General features: G+C 47.7%; 19 protein-coding genes. 18 read left to right on the plus strand and 1 reads right to left on the minus strand.

Annotated features, from left to right (window positions below; all coding sequences use genetic code 11):
• Nucleotides 1-9: 9 nt before the first annotated feature.
• The 11 genes from Q7C19_RS01930 (at nucleotide 10) to Q7C19_RS01980 (ending at nucleotide 13,857) form a co-directional block, all read left to right on the plus strand.
• The gene (locus Q7C19_RS01930; protein ID WP_035408840.1) at nucleotides 10-1,278 is read left to right on the plus strand and encodes a DUF445 domain-containing protein; all 1,269 of its coding nucleotides are present in this window, start codon (nucleotides 10-12) and stop codon (nucleotides 1,276-1,278) included.
• On the plus strand, nucleotides 1,275-2,102 hold the full coding sequence (locus Q7C19_RS01935; protein ID WP_290786298.1) for a DNA-3-methyladenine glycosylase family protein: 828 nt from the start codon (nucleotides 1,275-1,277) through the stop codon (nucleotides 2,100-2,102). The genes Q7C19_RS01930 and Q7C19_RS01935 overlap by 4 nt, the downstream gene beginning before the upstream one ends.
• 112 nt (nucleotides 2,103-2,214) lie before the next feature.
• Nucleotides 2,215-2,652: a YlbF/YmcA family competence regulator gene (locus Q7C19_RS01940; RefSeq protein ID WP_023467714.1), complete on the plus strand. Its 438-nt coding sequence runs from the start codon at nucleotides 2,215-2,217 to the stop codon at nucleotides 2,650-2,652.
• 62 nt (nucleotides 2,653-2,714) lie between these two features.
• Nucleotides 2,715-5,246 carry a DNA mismatch repair protein MutS gene (mutS, locus tag Q7C19_RS01945; protein ID WP_375091473.1) on the plus strand — a complete coding sequence of 844 codons (2,532 nt, stop codon included), beginning with the start codon at nucleotides 2,715-2,717 and terminating at the stop codon, nucleotides 5,244-5,246.
• Nucleotides 5,247-5,256: 10 nt separating this feature from the next.
• On the plus strand, nucleotides 5,257-7,089 hold the full coding sequence (mutL, locus tag Q7C19_RS01950) for a DNA mismatch repair endonuclease MutL (protein ID WP_375091474.1): 1,833 nt from the start codon (nucleotides 5,257-5,259) through the stop codon (nucleotides 7,087-7,089).
• 431 nt (nucleotides 7,090-7,520) lie between these two features.
• The gene (locus Q7C19_RS01955; RefSeq protein ID WP_375091475.1) at nucleotides 7,521-7,910 is read left to right on the plus strand and encodes a CidA/LrgA family protein; all 390 of its coding nucleotides are present in this window, start codon (nucleotides 7,521-7,523) and stop codon (nucleotides 7,908-7,910) included.
• Nucleotides 7,903-8,586: an LrgB family protein gene (locus tag Q7C19_RS01960; RefSeq protein ID WP_375091476.1), complete on the plus strand. Its 684-nt coding sequence runs from the start codon at nucleotides 7,903-7,905 to the stop codon at nucleotides 8,584-8,586. The genes Q7C19_RS01955 and Q7C19_RS01960 overlap by 8 nt, the downstream gene beginning before the upstream one ends.
• 99 nt (nucleotides 8,587-8,685) lie before the next feature.
• On the plus strand, nucleotides 8,686-9,210 hold the full coding sequence (locus tag Q7C19_RS01965; protein WP_375091477.1) for an AAA family ATPase: 525 nt from the start codon (nucleotides 8,686-8,688) through the stop codon (nucleotides 9,208-9,210).
• Between the two features lie 101 nt (nucleotides 9,211-9,311).
• Nucleotides 9,312-11,351, plus strand: a complete 2,040-nt coding sequence (locus tag Q7C19_RS01970) for an ATP-binding protein (RefSeq protein WP_375091478.1) — start codon at nucleotides 9,312-9,314, stop codon at nucleotides 11,349-11,351.
• Nucleotides 11,352-11,591: 240 nt separating this feature from the next.
• Nucleotides 11,592-13,421, plus strand: coding sequence for an anaerobic ribonucleoside triphosphate reductase (locus Q7C19_RS01975; protein WP_035408818.1), 1,830 nt, complete (start codon nucleotides 11,592-11,594; stop codon nucleotides 13,419-13,421).
• On the plus strand, nucleotides 13,393-13,857 hold the full coding sequence (locus Q7C19_RS01980; protein WP_375091479.1) for a 4Fe-4S single cluster domain-containing protein: 465 nt from the start codon (nucleotides 13,393-13,395) through the stop codon (nucleotides 13,855-13,857). Before Q7C19_RS01975 ends, Q7C19_RS01980 begins: the two co-directional genes overlap by 29 nt.
• A gap of 40 nt (nucleotides 13,858-13,897) precedes the next feature.
• Here the strand turns inward: Q7C19_RS01980 and Q7C19_RS01985 are convergent, their stop codons facing one another.
• The gene (locus tag Q7C19_RS01985) at nucleotides 13,898-15,370 is read right to left on the minus strand and encodes a DHA2 family efflux MFS transporter permease subunit (RefSeq protein ID WP_035408812.1); all 1,473 of its coding nucleotides are present in this window, start codon (nucleotides 15,368-15,370) and stop codon (nucleotides 13,898-13,900) included.
• Between the two features lie 162 nt (nucleotides 15,371-15,532).
• On the opposite strand from Q7C19_RS01985, the gene Q7C19_RS01990 reads away from it, so the two are divergent.
• From Q7C19_RS01990 to Q7C19_RS02020, 7 genes are all read left to right on the plus strand, one after another.
• Nucleotides 15,533-16,441 (plus strand): TetR/AcrR family transcriptional regulator, encoded by a 909-nt coding sequence (locus tag Q7C19_RS01990; protein WP_035408809.1) that lies wholly within the window; start codon nucleotides 15,533-15,535, stop codon nucleotides 16,439-16,441.
• A 72-nt stretch (nucleotides 16,442-16,513) separates the two neighbouring features.
• On the plus strand, nucleotides 16,514-17,956 hold the full coding sequence (locus Q7C19_RS01995) for a SulP family inorganic anion transporter (RefSeq protein ID WP_375091480.1): 1,443 nt from the start codon (nucleotides 16,514-16,516) through the stop codon (nucleotides 17,954-17,956).
• A gap of 196 nt (nucleotides 17,957-18,152) precedes the next feature.
• The gene (locus tag Q7C19_RS02000; RefSeq protein ID WP_375091481.1) at nucleotides 18,153-18,605 is read left to right on the plus strand and encodes a hypothetical protein; all 453 of its coding nucleotides are present in this window, start codon (nucleotides 18,153-18,155) and stop codon (nucleotides 18,603-18,605) included.
• A gap of 261 nt (nucleotides 18,606-18,866) precedes the next feature.
• Nucleotides 18,867-19,691 carry a fumarylacetoacetate hydrolase family protein gene (locus tag Q7C19_RS02005; protein ID WP_035408799.1) on the plus strand — a complete coding sequence of 275 codons (825 nt, stop codon included), beginning with the start codon at nucleotides 18,867-18,869 and terminating at the stop codon, nucleotides 19,689-19,691.
• Nucleotides 19,692-19,978: 287 nt separating this feature from the next.
• On the plus strand, nucleotides 19,979-20,725 hold the full coding sequence (locus Q7C19_RS02010) for a DeoR/GlpR family DNA-binding transcription regulator (protein WP_035408796.1): 747 nt from the start codon (nucleotides 19,979-19,981) through the stop codon (nucleotides 20,723-20,725).
• Nucleotides 20,722-21,642, plus strand: coding sequence for a 1-phosphofructokinase (pfkB, locus tag Q7C19_RS02015; RefSeq protein ID WP_035408794.1), 921 nt, complete (start codon nucleotides 20,722-20,724; stop codon nucleotides 21,640-21,642). The genes Q7C19_RS02010 and pfkB overlap by 4 nt, the downstream gene beginning before the upstream one ends.
• A 17-nt stretch (nucleotides 21,643-21,659) precedes the next feature.
• A complete protein-coding gene (locus Q7C19_RS02020; RefSeq protein WP_035408791.1) occupies nucleotides 21,660-23,594 on the plus strand; it encodes a PTS fructose transporter subunit IIABC in 1,935 nt (644 codons plus the stop codon).
• The last annotated feature ends 49 nt before the right edge of the window (nucleotides 23,595-23,643 follow it).

Raw genomic sequence — 23,643 nt, forward strand, 5'->3', positions numbered from 1 at the left:
GGAAACGATGTGTCATCATTTGAACAACCTAAAACATCGACACGGCGGCTTGCAACCGTTTCGTTGATTTTCATGGCGGTCGGATTCGTCGTCTCATTGCCATTTAAAGAAAATGCGTGGGTCTTTTGGCTCCAGAGTGGTTTTGAAGCCGGACTCGTCGGTGGGATTGCCGACTGGTTCGCGATCACGGCGCTGTTTCGTCATCCGCTTGGCTTAAAGATTCCCCATACGAACCTATTGCCGAAAAATCGGGAACGGGTCATCGAATCGATTGTTCATATGCTCGAGACGGACTTACTGAACAAAGAAAGTATCGTTGCGAAGCTGCAACATATGACGCTTGCAGATCGTGTCATCAAAATTTTACGTTCGATTCTGGTCTTACCTGCCTTTCGAGCAACCGTCACCGAGCTGTTGATGGGTTTGATTCGGAAACTACCGAAAGAGGCAATTCTTGAGTTTGCGAATACACGGGTGACGGAGACGATCAAAGCGTATCCGTCCAAACGGCTGGCGGTCCGGGCGATGGAGTTGAATGAGGAACGTCGACTCGACGAGTGGCTGATGGATCAGTTACTCGATTACGGTCAACGTCTTCTCGAAGATCCGATCATTCGCGATCAGATTGGCCGCCTTGCTTATACGGCAATGATTGACCAAGAAAAGAATACGTTTTTGCGGGTGACGGCGCGAACCGTCCAAAAAGTTTATTCGGAAGAAAAACTCAGTCTGGTCATTCAAGGCGTCTTGTTGACGGTCATTCAAGATATGCGACACGTCCATCATCCGAATCGACTCGCGATTCTCGATCATCTGCGTCGTAACTTGGCACAGTTGTCGATTGATGAAGAGCGTCTCGCGAAAATCGATGCTTGGAAGGCAAGTGAGGTCGACCGGTTTGACTTCGTTCCGGTCATTGAACGTGCATATGACGCTGGTCTGATCGAGCTCGAACGCTATTTGACGTCAGACGCTTTCTGGACGGAACGGGCGATGCCGATGCTTTCGCGCGCTTTAGACGACTGGGAACAGCATCCGACGTTCAAGGATAGCAGTGATCAGTGGATGAAGGAGCAACTCGTACGTTTCGTCGAACAAAATCACCAAAAAATCGGCGGACTCGTGCGCGAGAACTTGAATCGGTTCGATACCGAGACACTCATTCACATGATCGAGGATAAGGTTGGCAGTGACTTGCAATGGATCCGGGTCAACGGAGCATTGTGTGGATTCATCATCGGTTTGATCCTCGGTGCCATCAAGGTGTTCGTCGGATGAGTCGGTGGACGTATGATCTGACGTTGTCGGAAGCATTTGATTTTAAAGGAATCGTGTCTCGTTTGACGGAAGACCCGTTACAAATCGAACAGAATGGGCGACTCGTTGTTCCAATCTTCGTTGAAGAACAGGCGTATATTACGACGGTTGAAGATATCGACGGCTTCACGTTACGGATTGACGGTTCAGGACCGCAAGCAGCGGTGTTGGCACAACTCAAGCGACGCTTTCGACTCAGTGAGCCGAATCCTGCGCAGCGTCTTAAGACGACGTCATTACATGCGATCGTCGAACAGTTCGGCGACGAACGGCTCGTTCTTGATCATTCACCGTTCACGGCCTTGATTCGTTCGATCATCCATCAACAAATCAATCTGTCGTTTGCGCATACGTTGACGGAACGTGTCTTTCGGACATTCGGAACGGTCAAAGATGGAATCATCCTACCGCCGACACCGCGCCAACTAGCGGCAGCGCGTCGCGAGGACTTGCTCGCTCTGCAACTATCAGGACGTAAAGTCGATTATCTACTCGGGGTAGCAACAGCAGAGATTAATTATGAGGAATTGACGTCAGCGACCGACGCAGAAATCGCTGAGACATTGATTGCACTGAAAGGTGTCGGACCATGGACGGTTCAAAACGTCCTGATGTTCGGGTACGGTCGTCCGGATCTTTTCCCGGCATCGGACATTGGGATATTACGGGCTTTTGAACGATTACTTGGATATCGACCGACAGTAGAAGAAGCGACGCGACTGGCAGAGGAATTCGCTCCTGTTCGCAGTCACGCTGCCTATCTATTATGGCGTTCGATTGAATAAGGAACTATTCTTGTCACTCTATCGTCAGAACGGTATAATGAATGCGATAGAACGAGGAATCGTTCAGAAATGCTAAGGGAAGCGACGTGTTCGCTAACGATAGAGGGGACGAATGTGGATGTATACAGATGAACAAATCATCGAAAAAGCCAATGAAATCGCCAAAATGATTTCAGAGACACCGGAAGTAGAACGATTCAAAGCGGCAGAAGCCAACATCAATGGGAATGAAAAAGTCCAAAAGATGATGAAACAAATCAAGTTCCTTCAAAAAGAGGCAGTCAACTGCCAACATTACGGCAAAACAGAAGCACTCGCACGTGTCGAAGCGAAGCTCGATAAATTGTTCGCTGAGCTTGATGAGATGCCTGTCGTCCAACAGTTCCAAGAAACGCAAGAAGAAGTCAACGGACTTCTCCAATACATCACGGTGACGATCTCGAACGGGATTACGGATCAAATCATCGAAGCAACGGACGGAGACGTTCTTGCAGGTAAGACAGGTAGCGGCATGGAAGCAGAAAACAAAAGCGGCGGTTGCGGCTACTAATCACGAAATGAACGAAAAGCCGACGGACATCCGTCGGCTTTTTCGACGAATGAGGTGGAAGAATGGAAGCAGTACACAACACACCGATGATGAAACAATACTTCTCGATTAAGGCAGATTATCCGGACGCTTTCTTGTTTTATCGGCTCGGTGATTTTTATGAATTATTTTTTGAGGATGCCAAGAAAGTCGCCCATGAACTGGAGTTGACGTTGACGGCGAAAAACGGTAAAAACGCGGAGCATCCGATTCCGATGTGTGGCGTACCCCATCACGCGGCGAACGGCTACATCGAACAGTTGATCGAGCGTGGTTATAAAGTGGCGCTTTGTGATCAAGTCGAGGATCCGAAGTTGACGAAAGGACTCGTCAAACGCGAAGTCATCCAAGTCATCACACCGGGAACGTTGATGTCTGCGTTGACGGAAAAAGAGAATCGGTACCTAGTAGCGGTCGTCGAACAGGACGGTCGTTTTGGGATTGCCCGCGGTGATGTCTCAACAGGTGAGAGTGCCTTGACAAGCGTTGCAACACTCGATGGTGTAATCAAAGAATTAAGCATTATCTTGCCACGGGAAATCATCGTCACGAAAGAGGAACATGAGACGGCACTTGCGTCCTTACGGATCCCGCTAACGCGCAGTTCACGACGCGAGACACATCCACATGGAGATCGCGCGATTGATACAGCCCAAGCGGAAGCCTTTGCTGTCCTCTATGCCTACATGCACGATACACAAAAACGAGTGTTGACACATCTGCAACCAGCCATTGTCTACGAAGCGAGCGATTTCATGCAACTCGAACCGAATACGGTCAAGAATCTTGAGCTCGTACGCTCGGCGCGGACAGGAGACAAAAAGGGTTCGTTGCTTGGTCTACTTGACGTGACAGGTACAGCGATGGGTGGACGGATGCTGAAACGCTGGCTGGAAAAACCGTTGTTATCGGAGCGAGTCATCACGGAAAGGCTCGACGCTGTCGAGGAACTGTTGCAACACTATTTCGAGCGTCAGCAATTAAAAGATACGTTACGGGAAGTCTATGATCTTGAGCGACTCGTCGCAAAAGTCGGTTACGGAACAGCGTCAGCGCGTGATCTCGTTCAATTGAAGTCGACGTTGCGATTGATTCCCCGTATCCAATCAGCACTTGAAGAGATGATGAGCGAACGTCTCGGTCAACTTAGTCTCGGACTCGATCCACACGACGAATTGAGCGATCTACTCGATCGTGCGTTCGTTGAAGCCCCACCGATCTCAACGAAAGAGGGCGGGATGATCAAGTCCGGTTATTCACCAGACCTCGACGAGTTACTTGTCGCTTCAAAAGACGGCAAGACGTGGCTTGCGACACTCGAAGCAAATGAACGAGCAGCAACCGGCATCAAGACGTTGAAGATCGGTTACAACCGTGTCTTCGGCTATTACATCGAGGTCTCGCGTGCAAATGCCAAACTGTTACCGGAAGGACGGTATGAACGGAAGCAGACACTCGCCAATGCTGAGCGTTATATCACACCGGAATTAAAAGAAAAAGAAGCGCTGATCCTAGGGGCGGAAGAGAAGAGTGTCACGCTCGAGTACGATCTCTTCTGTGGAGTGCGTGACGAAGTCAAAGGACATATCGAAAGCTTACAGCGCGTCAGTCGCCGGATTGCGGAACTCGACGTCCTCGTCGCACTGGCTGAGATTGCCGAAACACACGACTATGTCCGACCAATCACGACGACCGGACGAACGGTTGATATTCAGCAAGGACGTCACCCGGTCATCGAGACAGTCTTACCGCGCGGTGAATACGTCGCGAACGGGATTACCTTAAACGAAGGACGCGAGATGCTGTTGATCACTGGACCGAACATGTCCGGTAAATCGACCTATATGCGACAGTTCGCCTTGATTGCTTTATTGCATCAAATTGGCTCGTTCGTACCAGCTGCTCAAGCGGAACTGCCGATCTTCGATCAAATCTTCACCCGGATCGGGGCAGCAGACGACCTCGTCAGTGGACAGTCGACATTCATGGTCGAGATGGTCGAGACACAAGAAGCCTTGACGCGTGCAACGGACCGGTCTTTGATCCTGCTTGATGAAATTGGTCGCGGGACCTCGACGTACGACGGGATGGCACTCGCACAAGCAATCGTTGAACACATCGCCCGGCACGTTGGAGCGAAGACGCTATTTTCGACCCATTATCATGAACTGACGGTGCTCGAAGAATCGATTGATCGATTAGCGAACGTTCATGTCCGTGCCGTTGAACAAGATGGGCGTGTCGTCTTCTTACATGAAGTACGCGACGGAAAAGCCGACCAATCGTACGGAATCCATGTCGCACGGTTAGCTGATTTACCAGATAGTCTGATCGAACGGGCGCAAGTCCTCTTGTCCGAGTTCGAGCAGTCTGAGCCTGTTCCGGTCGCAGCACCTGTAAAAGCTCCTGTTCAGGAGGAGCCGATTGATCAACTCAGTCTGTTCTCAGATGCGGATCCGCTGCGTGAGACGATGGCGAGTCTTGATTTGATCAATATGACGCCACTCGAGGCATTGAATACGCTGTATCGTCTACAAGCCGAAGCGAGAAAGTGAGGAGAATGCAGTGGGAATCATTCGTGAATTATCCGATAGTTTAGCGAACCGGATCGCGGCGGGAGAAGTCGTCGAACGACCAGCGTCGGTCGTCAAGGAACTGGTCGAGAACGCACTTGATGCCGGTGCGACCCAAATCGATGTCGAACTCGAAGAAGCCGGAATGAAACGGATGACGATCCGTGACAACGGACACGGGTTTTACCCGGATGACGCTGAACTGGCTTTCGTTCGTCACGCGACGAGTAAGATTAAGGATGAGCATGACTTGTTCCGAATCAAGACACTTGGTTTTCGCGGAGAGGCCCTTGCCTCGATCGCGTCCGTCAGTAAAGTGACGTTGAAGACGAAACGCGAGGACGCGGAAGGGATTCAAGTGACGCTTGAGTACGGGACGGTCGTTCAGCGGACACCAGCTGCCATGAACCGAGGAACGGAATTGACAGTCGAGCATCTCTTCTTCAATACACCGGCTCGGCTCAAATATTTAAAGACGACGCATACGGAGCTTGCCGCAATCACGGACGTGTTGAACCGAATGGCGTTCGCCCATCCGGACGTCAAGCTTCGGGCTACCCATGAAGGGAAGACGCTGATTCAGACGAATGGATCGGGAGACGTCCGGCAAGCACTGGCGAGTGTCTACGGTCATCAAACGATCCAAGGGACGTTGGTCGCTAAGGGAGCGAATGCCGATTATCAACTGACATGTCATCTCGTCAAACCGGAAGTGACCCGTGCCTCGAAGAATTACATCACGTTGATTCTTAATGGACGTTCGGTCAAAAACTTCGCCCTGACGCAAGCGGTCTTGAACGGTTACCATACGCTCTTACCGATTGGACGGTATCCGATTGCCGTCATTGAGGTGACGATGGATCCACTCCTGATTGACGTCAACGTCCACCCGGCGAAACGGGAAGTTCGTCTCTCAAAAGAGATGGAGCTCTGCCAGTTGATTCAAGAGACAATCAAGATGACGCTCAGCCGAGAGACGTTGATTCCGAAGGTGACGCCACCGAAACCGAAAAAGGATCCGAGTAGTCAAGAGAAACTCGATTTTTCTTACGTCGCGGAACCGGTCGAGGAGACGTCATCGCGAGCAGTCTGGAATTATCCGATTCCGAAAAAACCGCAAGAGGACGATCGACCCTCTGTAGAGAAACCATTGCCGTTTAGTAACGAGGATGATCTATTCGAGCCCGTCGAACCGGTCAAGCAGGACGTTGTCGAACCGATGGAGGAATCCCACGCGCGTCCGCGCTTTCCACACCTCGACGTCATCGGACAACTTCATTCGTCCTATATCGTCTGTGCCGGAGAAGACGGGATGTATATGATTGATCAACACGCAGCCCAGGAACGAATCAAATACGAGACGTATAAAGTCATGTTCGGTCGACCACCGGAGCAACGGCAGCAATTACTCTTACCATATACGTTTGAAATCTCGTCAGATGACATGAAACGAATGGAGGAAATCCTTCCGTTGCTAAAAGACGTCGGTATCGAGTTCGAAGCATTTGGTCCACAAAGCTTCATCGTCCGAGAAGTTCCGACGTGGTTCCCGTCCCATCGACAGGAAGAGACGATTCAGGAATTACTCGATGAAGCATTGATGAAGCGAAAAATCGATCTCGAGACGTATCGGGAAGATGCCGCCATCATGATGGCATGTAAAAAATCAATCAAGGCGAATCATCCGTTGAACGATGAGATGATGCGCCGGTTGATTGATGATTTAGCGAAGACAGAGATGCCGTTCACATGTCCACACGGACGTCCAGTCATCATTGAATGGACGACATATGAACTCGAGAAGTTATTCAAAAGGGTCATGTGATCAAGAAGAGGAGTCGATCCCATTCAGGTGTCGTCTCAGATTATAGAAAAGGGAGCTGACTCAAAAGTTAGTTTCTACAAAGAATGACGCGTCATACGCAACTCCTACAGTAAAAAGCGCATTTATGCGCTTCAGAGACAAACAAGACCCGCTTTCCTGCTTGTATAAAGCAGGAAAACTGGCTTGTGTCTCGCCTGAGGAAAGTGCGTGAAAAGACGCGTCATTCTTTTTTGGAGTCAGCCTCTTTTTCGTTCGTCTCGAATCATTTATTGTACTGATACACGATTGAGTAGTTTTTGTTTGTTCTAATACAAAAAAAGTGTGGTTTTTCATGAGAACGGTTACTTCGGTTGATTCACTAGATTTCATTGATTGTTGAAGGAAAGAGGCGGATAATAGGACCCGAAACTGTTAACAAGGGGACCTTTATCATGCTGTCACGCGTTATGCGTATTATTCAAATCATTGCTCAAATCGCACTTATTTTTTGTTTTTCACTCAGTGGGGACTGGGTGAGCGAAACCTTTCAATTACCATTACCCGGTAACATCATCGGCTTGATTCTACTGTACCTGGCGTTAAAAAGCCGTCTGATTCCGCTTGTTGCCGTCGAACGGGGCGGGACATTTCTTCTGTTCGTCATGCCATTGTTCTTTGTTCCAGCACTGTCCGGAATCATGGATTATACCGTATTTCTCCGGACGTCCGGTTTACAGGTCGTGTTGATCGTCATCGTCAGTAGCCTTCTGACATTAGTCGGATCAGCATATATCGTCGATCGTTTAGCACACCGAAAAGAGGCGGTGACACGACATGAATGAGGCACTGTTTTGGATCATCCTGTCAATTGCATTGTTTAGTATCGCAATGTTCATCTATCAACGTTATCCTCGTGTCTGGACGTTACCAATCCTGACGGTAACGGTAGTTTTGATCTTAATTCTCGTCTGTTCTGGAGTCTCACACGCAGAATACATGCAAGGTGGACAATATCTATCGAAGATGCTTGGTCCGGCAATCACGGCATTTGCGATTCCGCTCTACCGCGTCCGGCATCACGTTCGGCGTTTTCTACCAGAAATCGGACTTGGTGTTTTGCTTGGAACATGTATTGCCATGAGCTCTGATTTGTTACTTGGTCTATTGCTTCATCTTGAGCGGACAACGAATCTTGCTCTGTTACCGAAGTCGGTCACGTTACCTGTCGCCTTGGCAATTTCACAAAAAGCTGGTGGGACGACGACGCTGACGGCTGCCTTCGTTTTATTGACGGGGTTAACCGGATCGATCGTCGGTCCGAAGCTCATGACGGGATTGAAGATTCGCCACTTCGTCAGCCGTGGAGTCGGTTTAGCATCAATCGCTCATGTCATGGGCGCGACGAAGTCGATGAGTCTCGATCAACGGGAAGGAGCGGTCGGTCTATTGACGATGGTCTTGACGGCCGTCTGTGCCAGTGTCATCGCACCGGTTTTAATCACATGGTTATATGGGTGAACACTCTGTTCTTTAGCAGAGTGTTTTTTTATCGTCGATTGAAACTTGTCGACTGTTTTAGCAGTATAGTACAACAAAAACAGGGTGGAGGAGAACAAGATGATCATTTGGATTAACGGTACGTTTGGCGTTGGTAAGACGACGGCAGCAAACGGATTACAACAACGTTGGAGCGGCTCACACATTTTTGATCCGGAAGAGACGGGTTATTTTTTACGAGCACAGCTGCCGACAAACAAAGATGACTTTCAGGATGAGCCGTTATGGCGCACGTTCAACCGTCAGCTCCTCGAACAGCTCGATACGGAAGAAGCGCGTATCATCGTACCGATGACCTTAACAAATCCGGCGTACTTTCAGGAAATCATCGGAACGTTGCGCGAAAACGGGCATGAAGTTCGTCATATCGCACTGATGGCGAAAAAGACGACTGTCAAACGTCGGTTGATTAGCCGCTTCGAGCGTCCGAACTCGTGGGGCGGTCAACAGGCAGAGCAACGCTTACGTCAACTGACCGATCCATTGTTCAGTCAACAGATTCAGACGGACGATCTGACAAAAGGACAAGTTGTCGATGCGATTGCTCTCGTGACTGGGATCGGACTCTCGCCTGCCCGACCATAAAGGATTCAAGAGAGATGTTTCCGGGAATCATTAGATGATAATAGATGAGGAGGAAACAATCTTGAACGAAGGGCAATATACTGCTAGGAGGATTTATGAACATGAAACACTGGATGACTGAGAAGTTAGGCAGACAGTTGATGGCAATTTTTTATAGTGTCTTTGCACTAAGTGTCATCACATCGGTTGCCAGTTATTTATACGTGGACAATGCAGACGGTCGGACGAAGGAACAAGTACTCGATCAGTTACAAAAGACACAATGGTTTTGGTTTTTGAACTTGATGGTTTTTTTATTTTGTCTATTGTTCATCGTCCGTCCGTTGATTCATCGTGTGACATCACAGCTCCGCGAATTGAATGTCAAAAGTCGTCGTCTTGCGGAAGGAAAGTCTATTTCGCTCGAGCATGATGTCGACAGCCATAATGAAGTCGGTCAATTGACGGCATCGTTTTACCAGATGGCACGGTCGATCTCATCACAACATGCGGAACTGTCAGCAAAGAATCAAGAAATGAAACGCAATCAGGAAGTACTGACGCAAAAGCAGGACGAACTTGAGCACGCTTTGGAAGTGACCCGGACGAACGAGTTGCATCTACAAGATCGGAACGAATTAATCGAAACACTTGCCTCAAAAGAGAGTTTATTTGATTATTCTTCTGTCATCAGTACGATCGTCCGATTGACGAAGACGGAATTTGGTGCCCTGTTGCTGATCAAAAATAATGAGATCGCCCAAGTCGTTCCTAAGGAGATGACGGAGGATCAGCAGGAGAGCTTAAAAACAGAATCATTGCTGCTGAAACGAGTCATGATTTCAAAGGAAACCGCACATTCCTCAAAAAAGGTCGCGAACGACGATCTCATCAAGTATCCGTATCACGTCTATGAAGGCGTTATTCCGATCATGGATCCGGCAAAAGAAGAATTGATTGCCTGTCTCTATCTAGCAAGGTTTGACGCACCATTCAACCAACAGGATCTAGCGGAACTGGAATCGTTCTCGAAACAAATCGCGATCTCATTGATGCGGATGTCACTCTATGAACAGATGGAATACGAACGAAAAGAGACGGCGCAACTGTTGAATTCCGTTCGGGAAGCGATTCTTTATATCAAACATGAGGAAAAGACGATCTTAGGGAATCAGGCATTATTTGATATCTTCCAGTCGTTACAGGTCGAGGAAGACAATGACTCGATGACGTTTCTTGAAGTCCGACCAGAGACGATGTTCGAGCAGATGGACCAGAAAGAAGCTTTTGAAGCGTACTTTGAAGAAGTTTTATCGGGTGAGATCCCTGAGGGCATGTTTTCTTTATCGATCGACCAGGGTGAATATTTCATTCAAGTTTATGCCGAAGCCATCGCGCATGGAGAACAGTCGAAGGGAACGATCCTCGTCTTTCGTGACGTCACGGCTGAGACAGAGGTTGATCGGGTCAAATCAGAACTCGTCTCGACGGTTTCGCATGAACTTCGAACACCGCTCTCTTCGATTTATGGCTTTACGGAGCTGATGTTGAAACGGGATCTGGATCCCGAGCGGAACAAGCGATACTTGCAAACGATTCATGATGAATCGAAACGATTGACCAATCTCGTCAGCGACTTCTTGAACGTCCAGCGGATGGAGTCAGGAAAGCAAGAGTATGATAAACAAATCTTTGATCTGAAAGAAATCGTCAAGGAACAAATTCAGTTTTATCAAGCAGCGACGGAACAACATAGTCTGCAGCTTGATTTGAATGACGAACAGGACTTTATGGTCGAAGCAGATGCGAACAGTATGAAACAGCTACTTGGAAATCTATTGAATAATGCGGTGAAGTACTCACCGGACGGTGGGGATGTCGTTGTGACGCTGACCCATCAGCACAATCAGATTGAACTAAGCGTCCGTGATTTCGGAATCGGGATTCCGAGTCATTCGATGCCGCATCTATTCAGCAAGTTCTATCGTGTCGATAACTCAGACAGCCGAAAAATCGGCGGAACAGGTCTTGGATTATCGATTTGTAAGGAAATCGTTCGAGCGCATGATGGCAACATCGAAGTCGAATCGATCTTGGGAGAAGGGACGGTTTTTCGGGTCAAGTTACCAAGTGCGACGGACGCGTTACTCGAAGCAGAATGAAGAGACGAAGAAGAGGCGATATCATGCGCCTCTTCTTTTTTGTCGTTTCACGTGTGAGATTCGTCCAAATTCATGCGCTTGGCTAAAACGAGTAAGATGCAGACATTTGAACGATAAATCGAACAGATTGATGACAGAACGGCTGAAACAGTTGAAAAAATCGTAAATTGTGCAGGGATTGCTAACGTTTCTCTACTCTCGCTATAGTGATTACAAAAAAGCGTGAGAGGAAGAAGAATCATGGAGAGCTTAGAAGCGTTACTCACACCACCGCAAGAGATCGAACAAGAGAATGCAAACATTGATGGCAAAACACCACTTGCGAAGTTACAACGGATTGCTGGGGAAGCAGCACGGCAGATGATGCGACGACATCTCGAAGCGGATGTCTTGCAGGCGCTTGACGACAACATTTTGTATATTCATGACGCCGATTATTATGTGACTGGGACGACGACTTGTGCCCAAATTCCGCTCGGTCAGTTACTCTCAAACGGATTTCAGACAACGCACGGTTCGATCCGTCCGGCGCAAGACATTCGTTCTGCCCTCGCCCTTGCGGCAATCATCGTCCAGGCGAATCAAAACATGCAGCATGGCGGACAAGCCTTCGCAACCTTTGATGATGATTTAGCGCCGTTCGTCGAAAAGACCTATCAACGGGAATGGACGAAACTAAATGACCTCGTTCCGCATTGGAAGCGGCGTAAGCGGGAGCGACATGCATGGCAGGAGACGTATGAAAAAACGTTTCAAGCATGTGAAGCATTCATTCATAATACGAATTCGATGCATTCGCGCGGTGGTGGACAGGTTCCGTTTTTATCCGTCAATTATGGAACGAATACGACGTATGCAGGGCGGCTCTTCCAACGTGCCTTGCTAACAGCGACGGAGCGTGGGCTGGGCAAGGGAGAGACACCGATTTTTCCGATTCAGATCTATAAAGTGAAACAAGGAATCAATCTGTCACCAATGGACCCAAACTATGATTTGTTTCAACTCGCTACACGTGTAACAGGAAAGCGATTGTTTCCCAACTTTGCATTTCTCGATGCACCATTTAATCACCAGGAGCAACCGGGAAAAGCGGAAGTCGCGTATATGGGATGCCGGACCCGTGTATTCGAGGATCGTGGAGACATACCGTCCGTCACAGGTCGTGGTAATTTATCCTTCACGAGCATCAATCTCGTCCGTTTGGCACTCCAGAGTCAAACCGTCGATCAAATGTTCGAAGTCGTCCAAGATACGACAAGACTTGCATGCCGGCAACTCATCGCACGGTATGAGTTCCAGGCAAGTCGAACGGCTGACGAGTTTCCATTTTTATATCAACACGTCTGGAAAGACGGTGAGACGCTAAGAAATACGGATCAGGTAGGTCCGGTCCTCAAACACGGAACGTTAGCGGTCGGCTTCATCGGACTTGCTGAATGTTTGTCCGTTCTGACGGGGAGTCATCATGGTTATTCCGAACTAGCACACCGGATTGGTCTTGCATTGATTCAAGCGATGCGGACGGTAGTCGACAATTTTGGCGAACAGACAGGGTTGAACTTTAGTTTACTCGCAACTCCGGCCGAAGGATTATCCGGTAAGTTCACACGTCGCGATGTCAGTGACTTTGGTGAGATCGAAGGAGTGACAGATCGACCGTATTATACAAATTCCTTTCACATTCCTGTCGATGCGCCCGTGACGATCCGTGAGAAGATTCAACTCGAAGCCCCGTTCCATGCATTATGTAATGGCGGTCATATCACCTATGTCGAGACGGATGGTGCGCTTGCTGGAAATCCGGAAGCAATCGAAGACATCGTTCGTTTAATGGCGGAGGCTGGAATCGGTTATGGATCAATCAATCATCCCGTCGATCGTTGTCTTGATTGCCGAACGGAGCAGACGATCGAGGATCAATGTCCGGTTTGCGGGAGTGGATCGATCGAACGCATTCGGCGCATCACCGGATATCTCGTCGGTACGCTGGACCGCTGGAATGAAGCGAAACGGGCAGAAGAGCAGAATCGGGTGAAACACGATGTTACGGGTCCTCTCGCTTCTTCCTGACTCCGTCGTCGATGGTCCCGGTTTACGAACGGTGTTATTTCTTGCCGGTTGTCCGCATCACTGTGCCGGCTGTCATAATCCGTCCTCTTGGGATCCTGCAGGTGGCGTAGCTTGGACAATTGACGAGACGGTCGCGCGGATTCAAGCAACCGGTCACCGGCGCCTGACGCTATCCGGTGGGGAACCGTTGTTACAAGCAATAGCGCTCTATCGGCTACTAGAACGACTCGGACCAGACTATGAAGTGATCTTGTATACGGGCTATGTGTTGGAAGAGATCATCAAGCATCGAGAATGGCACCCCTTGTTACGCCAACTAGATGGATTGATTGATGGTCCGTTCATCCTATCGAAACTTGACCGAACGACAAGCTTTCGGGGGAGTACGAATCAACGAATGTATGATCGACAGCATTTAAACAAACGTTTGGATTAGACAAAAACTCCCCCATCTTTTTAGACAGGGGAGAATCAAATCATGCATATTTTTGTTCTTGATCGACGGATTCGACGACTGCGAGTGTCGTTGTCCGTCGTTTTTTGATGAAAAACGATAAGATCAAAGCAGCAAGTGCGAGTAATGTCGCGATAAAGAACGTATCATTGATTCCTTCAATCATCGCCTGCATCTGCAACCATTCCGGATTTGCAGCTTCAGGTTGTGAAGCGAGTTCCGGAACGTGGTGTTTCGTCCGCGATGTCATGATCGTCACGAGCAGACCAGAACCAATCGCACCCGATACTTGTGACAACGTGTTGTTTAATGCCGTCCCGTGAGGTGTCAAATGTTGTGGAATATGATTCAATCCGTTCGTCATGACCGGCATCATGACCATCGAGATTCCAAGGAAACGTAACGTATACATGATGACGAGGAACGCGTATGACGTATCCGCAGCTAGCTGACTGAATGAGAACGTCGTCAAGACAGTCAGTGATAAGCCGATGATGGCAAGGATGCGAGCACCAAATCGGTCGAAGAGACGACCTGTGATTGGTGACATAATCGCCATAACGATCGCACCCGGTAACATCAAGAGACCAGAGTGAAATGGTGAGATGCCACGAATCGTCTGGATGTAGATCGGCATCAAGATCATCGCGGAGAACATTGACATGTTCAAGACCATTGAAATCCCTTGCGATAAAGCGAACATCGGATACCGGAAAATACCGAACTCAAGCATCGGTTCTTCGAGCATGAATTGACGTATAATGAAGGAAGTCAAACTGATTACACCGATGATCAATGATCCGATGACCGTCCAAGATCCCCATCCGGCAGAACCGGCGGAACTAAATCCATACAACAAACCACCGAAGCCGAAGCTTGAAAGGACGAGTGAGAACAAATCGAGCTTAAGTGAACTTTGAACCGTCTCTTTCTTCAATAAGAAAGCACCCGTGAAGAGTACGAGCAATGCGATCGGTGTGACGAGATGGAACAACATCCGCCACTCATAATGTTCAAGAATCCACCCGGACAATGTCGGTCCGATTGCTGGAGCAAAGGTGATGACGAGTCCGAAGATTCCCATCGCTTGCCCACGCTTTTCGATTGGGAAACCGGTCAAGAGAACGTTCATTAACAGTGGCATCATGATCGCGGAACCCGACGCCTGCATCATGCGCGCACCGAGTAGAAGCGGGAAGATGTGTGCTTGTCCGGCGATAATCGTTCCGAGTGAGAACAATGTCATCGCCGTCAAGAACAGTTGACGCGTTGAGAACTTTTGGACGAGGAATGCTGACGTCGGAATCATGATTCCATTGACGAGCATATATCCCGTCGTCAACCACTGGGCGGTGCTTGCCTGAATACCGAACGATTTCATGATCGATGGTAAGGCGATGTTGAGTAACGTCGAGTTTAGGACCGCAACGAACGCACCTGCCATGAGGACAGCTAAAATTAAATAAAGTCGTGATGATTGCTTGCTTGATTGCATTTCGTTATGCTCCTTTTGTACTACGAGTCTAAAATGTTAGACTTGAATTCTATGACTGACTTGGCTATCTTACCAGCAGAAGTCGAATGAGTTCAAATTATTTGCTTCATACACTAAAATAAGTGGTTGTCGAACCAATTATGAACAGAAAAGGACAAGACCATGAATCCAAAAAAGAAACAATTATTAGATGCTGCCTATCAACTATTCGTCGAAAAGGGTTATCAATCGACATCCATTCAGGATATTCTCGAACACAGTAACGTTTCTAAAGGGACGTTCTATAATTACTTCTCCTCTAAAAACGAATTATTCATTGATGTCTTTAATACCGTCTTTGAAAAAATGCGGATCGCGCGTAAGGAAATTCTCGTCGGACGGGATGTCTCGGATTACGAGACGTTCATTCAACAAGGAAACTGTTATTTGGAATTGATGCAAAAATATAAACTATATACATTGTTCGAAGAGGCGATTGCTTCGAACGAAAAAGAACTCAAGACGTTCATGGAAAACAATCGTCTTCTTGAGATCGAGTGGACGTTCGAACGATTACGTGATTTATTCGGTCAGACGAAGGAACCGTACCTTCTAGATTTAGCAGTCATTTATACGGGGATGTTGCAATATGCAATGTACTTCTTCCGTCAATCTGAGCCGAACACTCAACCAGAACGGGTCGTCCGCTATGTGTTCAATCGGTTGACGCATCTCGTCGAAGACGTCAGTCGGACGGAGGAACAGTTGATTCCGCCACGATTCCTATCGGTCTGGCTCGATCGTCCACAAGATGAAGTCGTCATCCGGAAGGATTTATTCGAAAAGACGAGCGCACATATGAAGCGTTTGATCACCTTGTCTTCGATTTCCGAAGAATCGAAGGAAGCACATGAAGAAGTTCTCGATTTCATCTATGAGGAATTGCTCGAACGTAAGAAACCGAAAATCCATCTCCTGCGCCGGGCACTCGAGACGATGGATGAAGATCCGGTCTTTGCGGGCCAGGAAATCATGGCGACTTATAAAACGATGGTCGATGAGATTGCCCGCATTCGGACCAAAACTTCCTAAAAAGGTTGCTTTTTGAAACCGAACCAATTACACTGAGATCATTCATGTTAGAAAAGGGGTCTCAATCATCATATGTTTACTCAATGGAAAAAAGAGTGGTTCTTGCAACCAAAAGCGGATTTGTTGTCCGGAATCGTCGTTGCCTTAGCACTCGTCCCGGAAGCAATCGCGTTTTCGCTGATCGCTGGTGTCAACCCGATGGTTGGGCTATACGCTTCCGTTATCATTGCAATTGTCATCTCGATTGCTGGTGGTCGCCCTGGAATGATTTCGGCTGCGACTGGCGCGATGGCACTCGTCGTCGTTCAGCTCGTCAAAGATCACGGTGTTGATTATTTACTAGCTGCCGGTATACTTGCCGGAATTCTACAAATCGCGTTCGGCTTTTTAGGAATTGCCAAGTTATTACGATTCATTCCTCGAGCTGTCATGGTCGGATTCGTCAATGCGCTCGCCATTCTGATTTTCTCGGCGCAATTGCCACAGTTCGAAGGGCAAAACTGGATTATGTATGCGATGGTCGCCGCGTCACTCGCCATCATCTTGTTATTTCCACGGGTTACGAAAGCGATTCCGGCGCCACTTGTTGCGATCACGATCATGACGGTATTAACAGTCGTCTTTTCGCTCGATACCCGTGTCATCGGGGATATGGGACAAATCGAAGCGGCGTTACCAAGCTTCTTCTTGCCAGATGTCCCGTTCTCACTCGAGACGCTTCAAATCATCTTCCCATATGCCTTGTCACTCGCATTCGTTGGTTTGATCGAATCGTTACTGACAGCACGAATCGTTGATGAAATGACGGATACGACGTCGAACAAAGCGATGGAATCGCGCGGACAAGGAATTGCGAACATTATCGCCGGTATGTTCGGTGGAATGCCAGGTTGTGCGATGATCGGGCAATCAGTCATCAATGTCACATCCGGTGGACGCGGTCGCTTGTCGACGTTGACAGCAGGTGTGTTTTTGATGCTATTGATGTTTACGATGAACGATCTATTGATGACGATTCCAATGGGAGCACTTGTCGGTGTCATGTTCTTCGTCTCGTATGCGACGTTTGACTGGGGCTCATTCAAGATGTTCAAGACGTCACCGAAAAGTGATTCTGCGGTCATGCTCGCGACCGTGCTCGTGACGGTATTGACGCATGACTTATCGATGGGTGTCCTTGTCGGGATCTTGCTTGCAGCGTTATTATTCGCGTCAAAAATTTCTCGCATCCAAGTCGAGCGTGAGGAGCAAACAGAACGAGTCCGTTATACGATCCGTGGACCGTTATTCTTTGCGTCGACGACTGCATTTGCGGAACAGTTCCAGCTCGATGCTGATCTATCATCGATCATCACGCTCGATTTCTCAGCGTGTCACTTATTTGATGATTCAGCCATCGAAGCGATCGAGAACGTCGTCTTGAAATATGAACGACTCGGCAAAAAAGTTGAATTGGTAGGATTAAATGAAGAGTCTCAGGCTCTTGTTGATCGATTAGCGCAACGGATTGCATAATGAATTTTATCAAAGGGGTAGCATTCCTAGGTACATGGGAATGCTACCCCTTTCTATTATCTTGACGAGTCATATAAGTACTATATATCCGATAGTTGTATGATGTGATAAGGTGTAAACTATTAAAGAAAGTTATCTGAACTAACGTTAAAAATATTAATTAAACTCACTATAATAAATAAACGAGGTTCACTAAATGAAAAATTACCACCTGAATAGAATAATCAATTTAAGGTCGGTCGAAGCATATTTTTTGAGAACTGGTTATTTAACACCACCTATTTATTGCATGATACTGATTGATTATCAACGTCCTAGCACAATTGACGATTTTCCTTATTTAAAAAATATTGATGGAATCTCGGAAGACGAATTCGGAGATGATAATTATATTAAGGCACTCATTATTTCATCTGAGGAAGTTACTCAAGAAACGTATGATGAGTTATGTATAGTGGCGGGTGGGTTTTTAGAGGATAAAGAAGAATGTCGATGGAACTTTGATGTTGAAGTTATTGATGATTTTAAACAAAAAAATAATTTGAACGACATTTTTCCATTACTTCAAAACATATTAGAAAAATACAATTGTTCAATAAACGTTGATCATATTCCTATAGAAAAGTTTAATTTCTTATCGCAAGAATAAACAATTTTAGGATGTTTCAATATTTAAATGTACTATTTGTTCAATATGATTCATGAGATAACTATTTATAACGGATGATTTCATAATTTTTCACCAGATAAAACGAACAACAAGATCGAGGAACGATTGAGTAACATGTATAGATGGTGCTCTATCTTTGAAAATAATAGTAAAATGATTTTAGGACTGAATATAGGCTGAAGAGGTTAGGTGCGACGGGTTATCCGTTTCGCTATACTAAAAATAAAGGGGGCATTTAAGATGAAATGGTTTCGATTTGAGCAAGACGGAAAAGTTGGCATCGGGGTTGAACAACAGGGCACTACATATGATGTAACAGGGCAAGTCTACACCGATTCATTGCTTGAAGTGATTTCACGTGAGTTTGATGTTGATCTTGATTTAGATATCGCACCACTACTTAAAGGGGATGTGCGACAACTCGCACCGTATGTACCAGCACGAAATGTCATTTGCGTCGGCAAGAACTATGCTGATCATATCAAAGAGATGGATACGGCGGGAGCAGGGAAATTCGTCTTGTTCACGAAAGCACCGACGTCGATCGTCGGTCCGTTCGAACCAATCGAACGGCATGCGGATTTGACGAAGCAACTGGATTATGAAGGAGAACTCGCCATCATCATCGGCAAGACAGGGCGTGATCTGACACCAGAAAATGCGCTTGATCATGTGTTTGGCTACAGTATTGTCAATGACGTGACGGCACGGGATTTACAAAAAGAACACGTCCAGTTCTTCCGTGGTAAATCACTCGATGGGTTCTGTCCGTTTGGACCGGTCATCGTCTCAGCGGATAGCTTTGATCCAAGTGACGTCCTCGTCGAGACACGTGTGAACGGGCAACTCCGACAGTCAGGATCAACCGCCTTAATGTTGCGTGACGTCGTAACGATTTTAGTGGAAGTGTCACGTGGGATGACGCTTGAAGCCGGAGATGTCATCGCGACAGGAACTCCAGCTGGTGTCGGACATGGTATGAAACCACCGGTCTACCTTCAGACAGGGGATGTCGTCGAAGTATCGATTGAAGGAATCGGTCGTTTACAAAATGAAGTCCAGTGAACGAAGATGACCGAATTGATTGAATTGCATTCACCGCTTTCCAAATTACTTTGGAAAGTGGTTTTTTATTTTGTGAAAATCGTCAAAAATTTAAAAAATGATTGATTTCAAAAAATAAAACAGTCATAAAATGACCGTTTTTGATGTATAATGAAACTATAAGAACGGTTTCATGTCGAAAAAAGTCGTATTTTGAACGTTTTATAAAGAATTTATATAAATTTTGAACGTTTTTGATTGATTTTTATATGTAAACGCTTTATATTAAAGATGCGGAGGGAAACCTTATGTTAACCAAAAAACGCCATCAACTCATCCTTGAGCTTTTAGCCCGAGAAGAAGTCGTCAAGATGCAAAAGATCGTCGAACAAACCGGTGCGAGTGAATCCACGATTCGTCGGGATTTATCACAACTCGAGACAGCAGGTCACCTGCGTCGAGTGCACGGGGGAGCAACAGCAAACCATTTGCAAATTGAAGAACTGAGTTACTTCGAGAAGAGTGATCAGCATGTCGAAGAGAAGGAACGGATCGCGCGAGCGGCTGCCGACCTGATTGAAGACGGTATGTATGTCTATCTCGATGCCGGAACGACGACGCTTGCCATCGTTCCGTATCTCGAAGAGAAGGCGATTACGGTCGTAACGAACAGTCTTCCTCTAGCGAACACGTTACTCTATCACCGTATCCCGACGTTCGTCGTCGGAGGGCAACTCAAGCATTCAACGCAGGCACTCGTCGGTTACAACGCACGTGAAGGAATGTTGATTTACCATTTTGATGTCGCGTTCCTTGGGATGAACGGTGTTCATCCGGCACAAGGTTTCACGACACCAGATCCGGAAGAGGCACTCGTAAAGAAGACAGCGATCGAATTAGCAAAACAATCGTATGTACTCGTCGATGAGACGAAGCTGGATGCGATCAGCTTCAGTCGGGTGGCGTCCTTGCAAGCGGCGACGATCATCACGACGACATCCAGTGAGCAAGCAGCGAAATACAGTCAATACACAGAGGTGGTGAACGCGAAATGATTTATACACTGACACTCAACCCATCAATCGACTATTATGTCACGTTACCGGTATTTGAGGCAGGACAAGTCAATCGTGTCGAACAGGCGGAAAAAGTGGCCGGAGGGAAAGGAATCAACGTCTCTCTCGTCCTAAAAAACTATGAGGTAGAAACACAAGCACTCGGATTCCTTGGAGGAAGTACCGGACAATTCATCCGGACGGAACTCGAGAAACGAGGCGTGTTAACGGACTTCACACCGATTCAAGATGAGACGCGGATCAACGTAAAGATTCGTGCCGATCAAGAATCTGAGCTGAATGCAGCGGGACCGAAGATTCAACCGGAAGAGCTGGAGCATTTATTATCCCGATTCAAGACGATGCAAGCCGGTGACATCGTCGTCTTCGCAGGTAGTATCCCAAGCAGTCTACCGCATGATCTCTATCGTCATATCGCGACGATCTTGAATGAACGGAACGTCCGCTTCGCTGTCGATACGACGAAGGAAGCGATGCTTGAAGTCTTACCGCTCGGTCCATTTTTAATCAAGCCGAATCACCATGAACTCGGTGAAATTTTCGACGTCGAGATTACTTCGAAGGAGATGGCCGTTCCATACGCGCAACAGCTCGTCGAGCGTGGTGCCGAGAATGTCGTCATCTCATTTGCAGGAGACGGAGCACTGCTCGTCAATCGTCAAGGTGCCTACACGGCAAACACACCGGCAGGAAAGCTCGTCAATTCCGTCGGTGCCGGAGATTCACTCGTCGCTGGATTCGTCGCCAGCCACGCGCTCGGCAAATCACCAGAAGAAGCGTTCCGCTATGCGGTAACGACTGGCAGCGCGTCTGCTTATTCCTTCGGTCTTTGTACGAAAGAAGATATCGATCGTCTCCTCGTAGACGTCAACGTCGTTGAACTCATTCAATCCTAAAAGGAGTGTGACTACTCATGAAAATTACTGATCTCTTGACACGTGATACGATTCAACTTGATTTACAAGCGTCATCTAAAGCCGCTGTCATTGATGAACTCGTCAACGTCCTCGATCGGGCAGGAAAACTAAACGATCGCTCGGCATATAAAGAAGCAATTCTCGCACGGGAAGCGCAAAGTACGACAGGTTTAGGAGAAGGTATTGCCATCCCACACGCAAAAACAGCAGCGGTCAAAACACCAGCAATCGCTTTCGGGCGTTCGGCAGGCGTTGACTACGAAGCACTCGACGGTCAACCAAGTCGGTTGTTCTTCATGATTGCGGCGGGTGAGAACGCAGATAATGCACACCTTGAAACACTCTCGAAACTATCCGTTTATTTAATGGATATGAACTTCCGCGATACGATCCTTGCGGCTAAAACGAAAGACGAAGTCATCGCAGCAATCGAAGCGAAGGAACGCGAAGAAGAAGGTCCAGTTGACGTCTCAAGCGACAACGTCGATCAAGACGCACCATATATCCTTGCCGTCACAGCTTGTCCGACAGGAATCGCACACACGTATATGGCAGCTGATGCCCTTCGTCAAAAAGCGGAAGAGATGGGTGTCCGTATCAAAGTCGAGACGAACGGATCGACAGGCGTCAAGAACGGTTTGACACAACAAGATATCAACGATGCGACAGCCATCATCGTCGCAGCGGATAAAGCAGTTGAGATGGATCGTTTTAACGGTAAACACGTCGTTGAAGTACCAGTTGCACAAGGAATTCGGAAACCACAAGAATTGATCAACCGTGCCGTCAAACAGGATGCACCTGTCTACAAAGCAAGCGGTTCAAGCGAAAGCTCAAAACCAGCTCGTGGCGGATTCTACAAACATTTGATGAGTGGGGTATCCGCGATGTTACCACTCGTCGTTGCAGGTGGTCTCTTGATCGCAATCAGCTTCTTCTGGGGTATCAACTCTGCGAACCCAAAAGATCCATCGTACAATGAATTCGCTGCGCAATTGATGACGATCGGGAAAGCCGCGTTCGGTCTCTTGATTCCGATCCTCGCTGGATTTATCGCGATGTCGATCGCTGATAAACCAGGTCTTGCTCCTGGTCTAATCGCTGGTTTCCTTGCAAGCAACGGTAACGCTGGTTTCCTCGGCGGATTGATTGCCGGTTTCCTTGCCGGGTACGTCGTACTCTTGCTTGTTAAAGTATTCAAAGGTCTTCCAGCAGCACTCGAAGGAATCAAACCAGTCTTGCTCTATCCTCTGTTTGGTTCATTCATCACAGGAATGATCATGTTGCTCGTCATCAATGAGCCGATTGCGAAGTTCATGACATGGCTCACAGATTCATTGAACGGACTCAGTGGTGGAAACGCAATCCTCCTCGGTATGCTCGTCGCAGCGATGATGGCAATCGACATGGGTGGTCCAATCAACAAAACAGCATACGTTTTCGGTACAGCTGCTCTTACAGCAGGTAACACGGAAGTCATGGCAGCTGTCATGGCAGGTGGTATGGTTCCACCACTCATCGTTGCCTTCTCATCCACATTGTTCGCACGTAAGAAATTCACGCCGCAAGAACGTGAAGCAGGTATCGCTGCTTACGCAATGGGCGCATCGTTCGTCACTGAAGGTGCGATTCCATTCGCTGCAGCCGATCCACTGCGCGTCATTCCGTCAAGCGTCATCGGTTCAGCGATCGCTGGTGCGTTGACGATCGTCTTCGGCGTCTTGCTCCCTGCACCACACGGCGGTATCTTCGTCTTCCCGTTACTTGATGGTCCATCAGGTACGGTCATGGCAATCGTCGGTTACGCGGGTGCGATCCTCATCGGTTCACTCGTCGGTGCGGCAATCCTATCCTTCCTCAAAAAACCGCTTGTTGACCAATCGGTCGCGAAAGCGGAAATGACAGAAGGAACAGGTACGAAAGCATCATAATTCACCTAAATCTCCTCTCCGTTTTTAAGCGGAGGGGATTTTTTGTTGA

It is taken from the genome of Exiguobacterium sp. PHA03, assembly GCF_041945985.1.
In the GTDB taxonomy this organism is placed as follows: domain Bacteria; phylum Bacillota; class Bacilli; order Exiguobacteriales; family Exiguobacteriaceae; genus Exiguobacterium_A.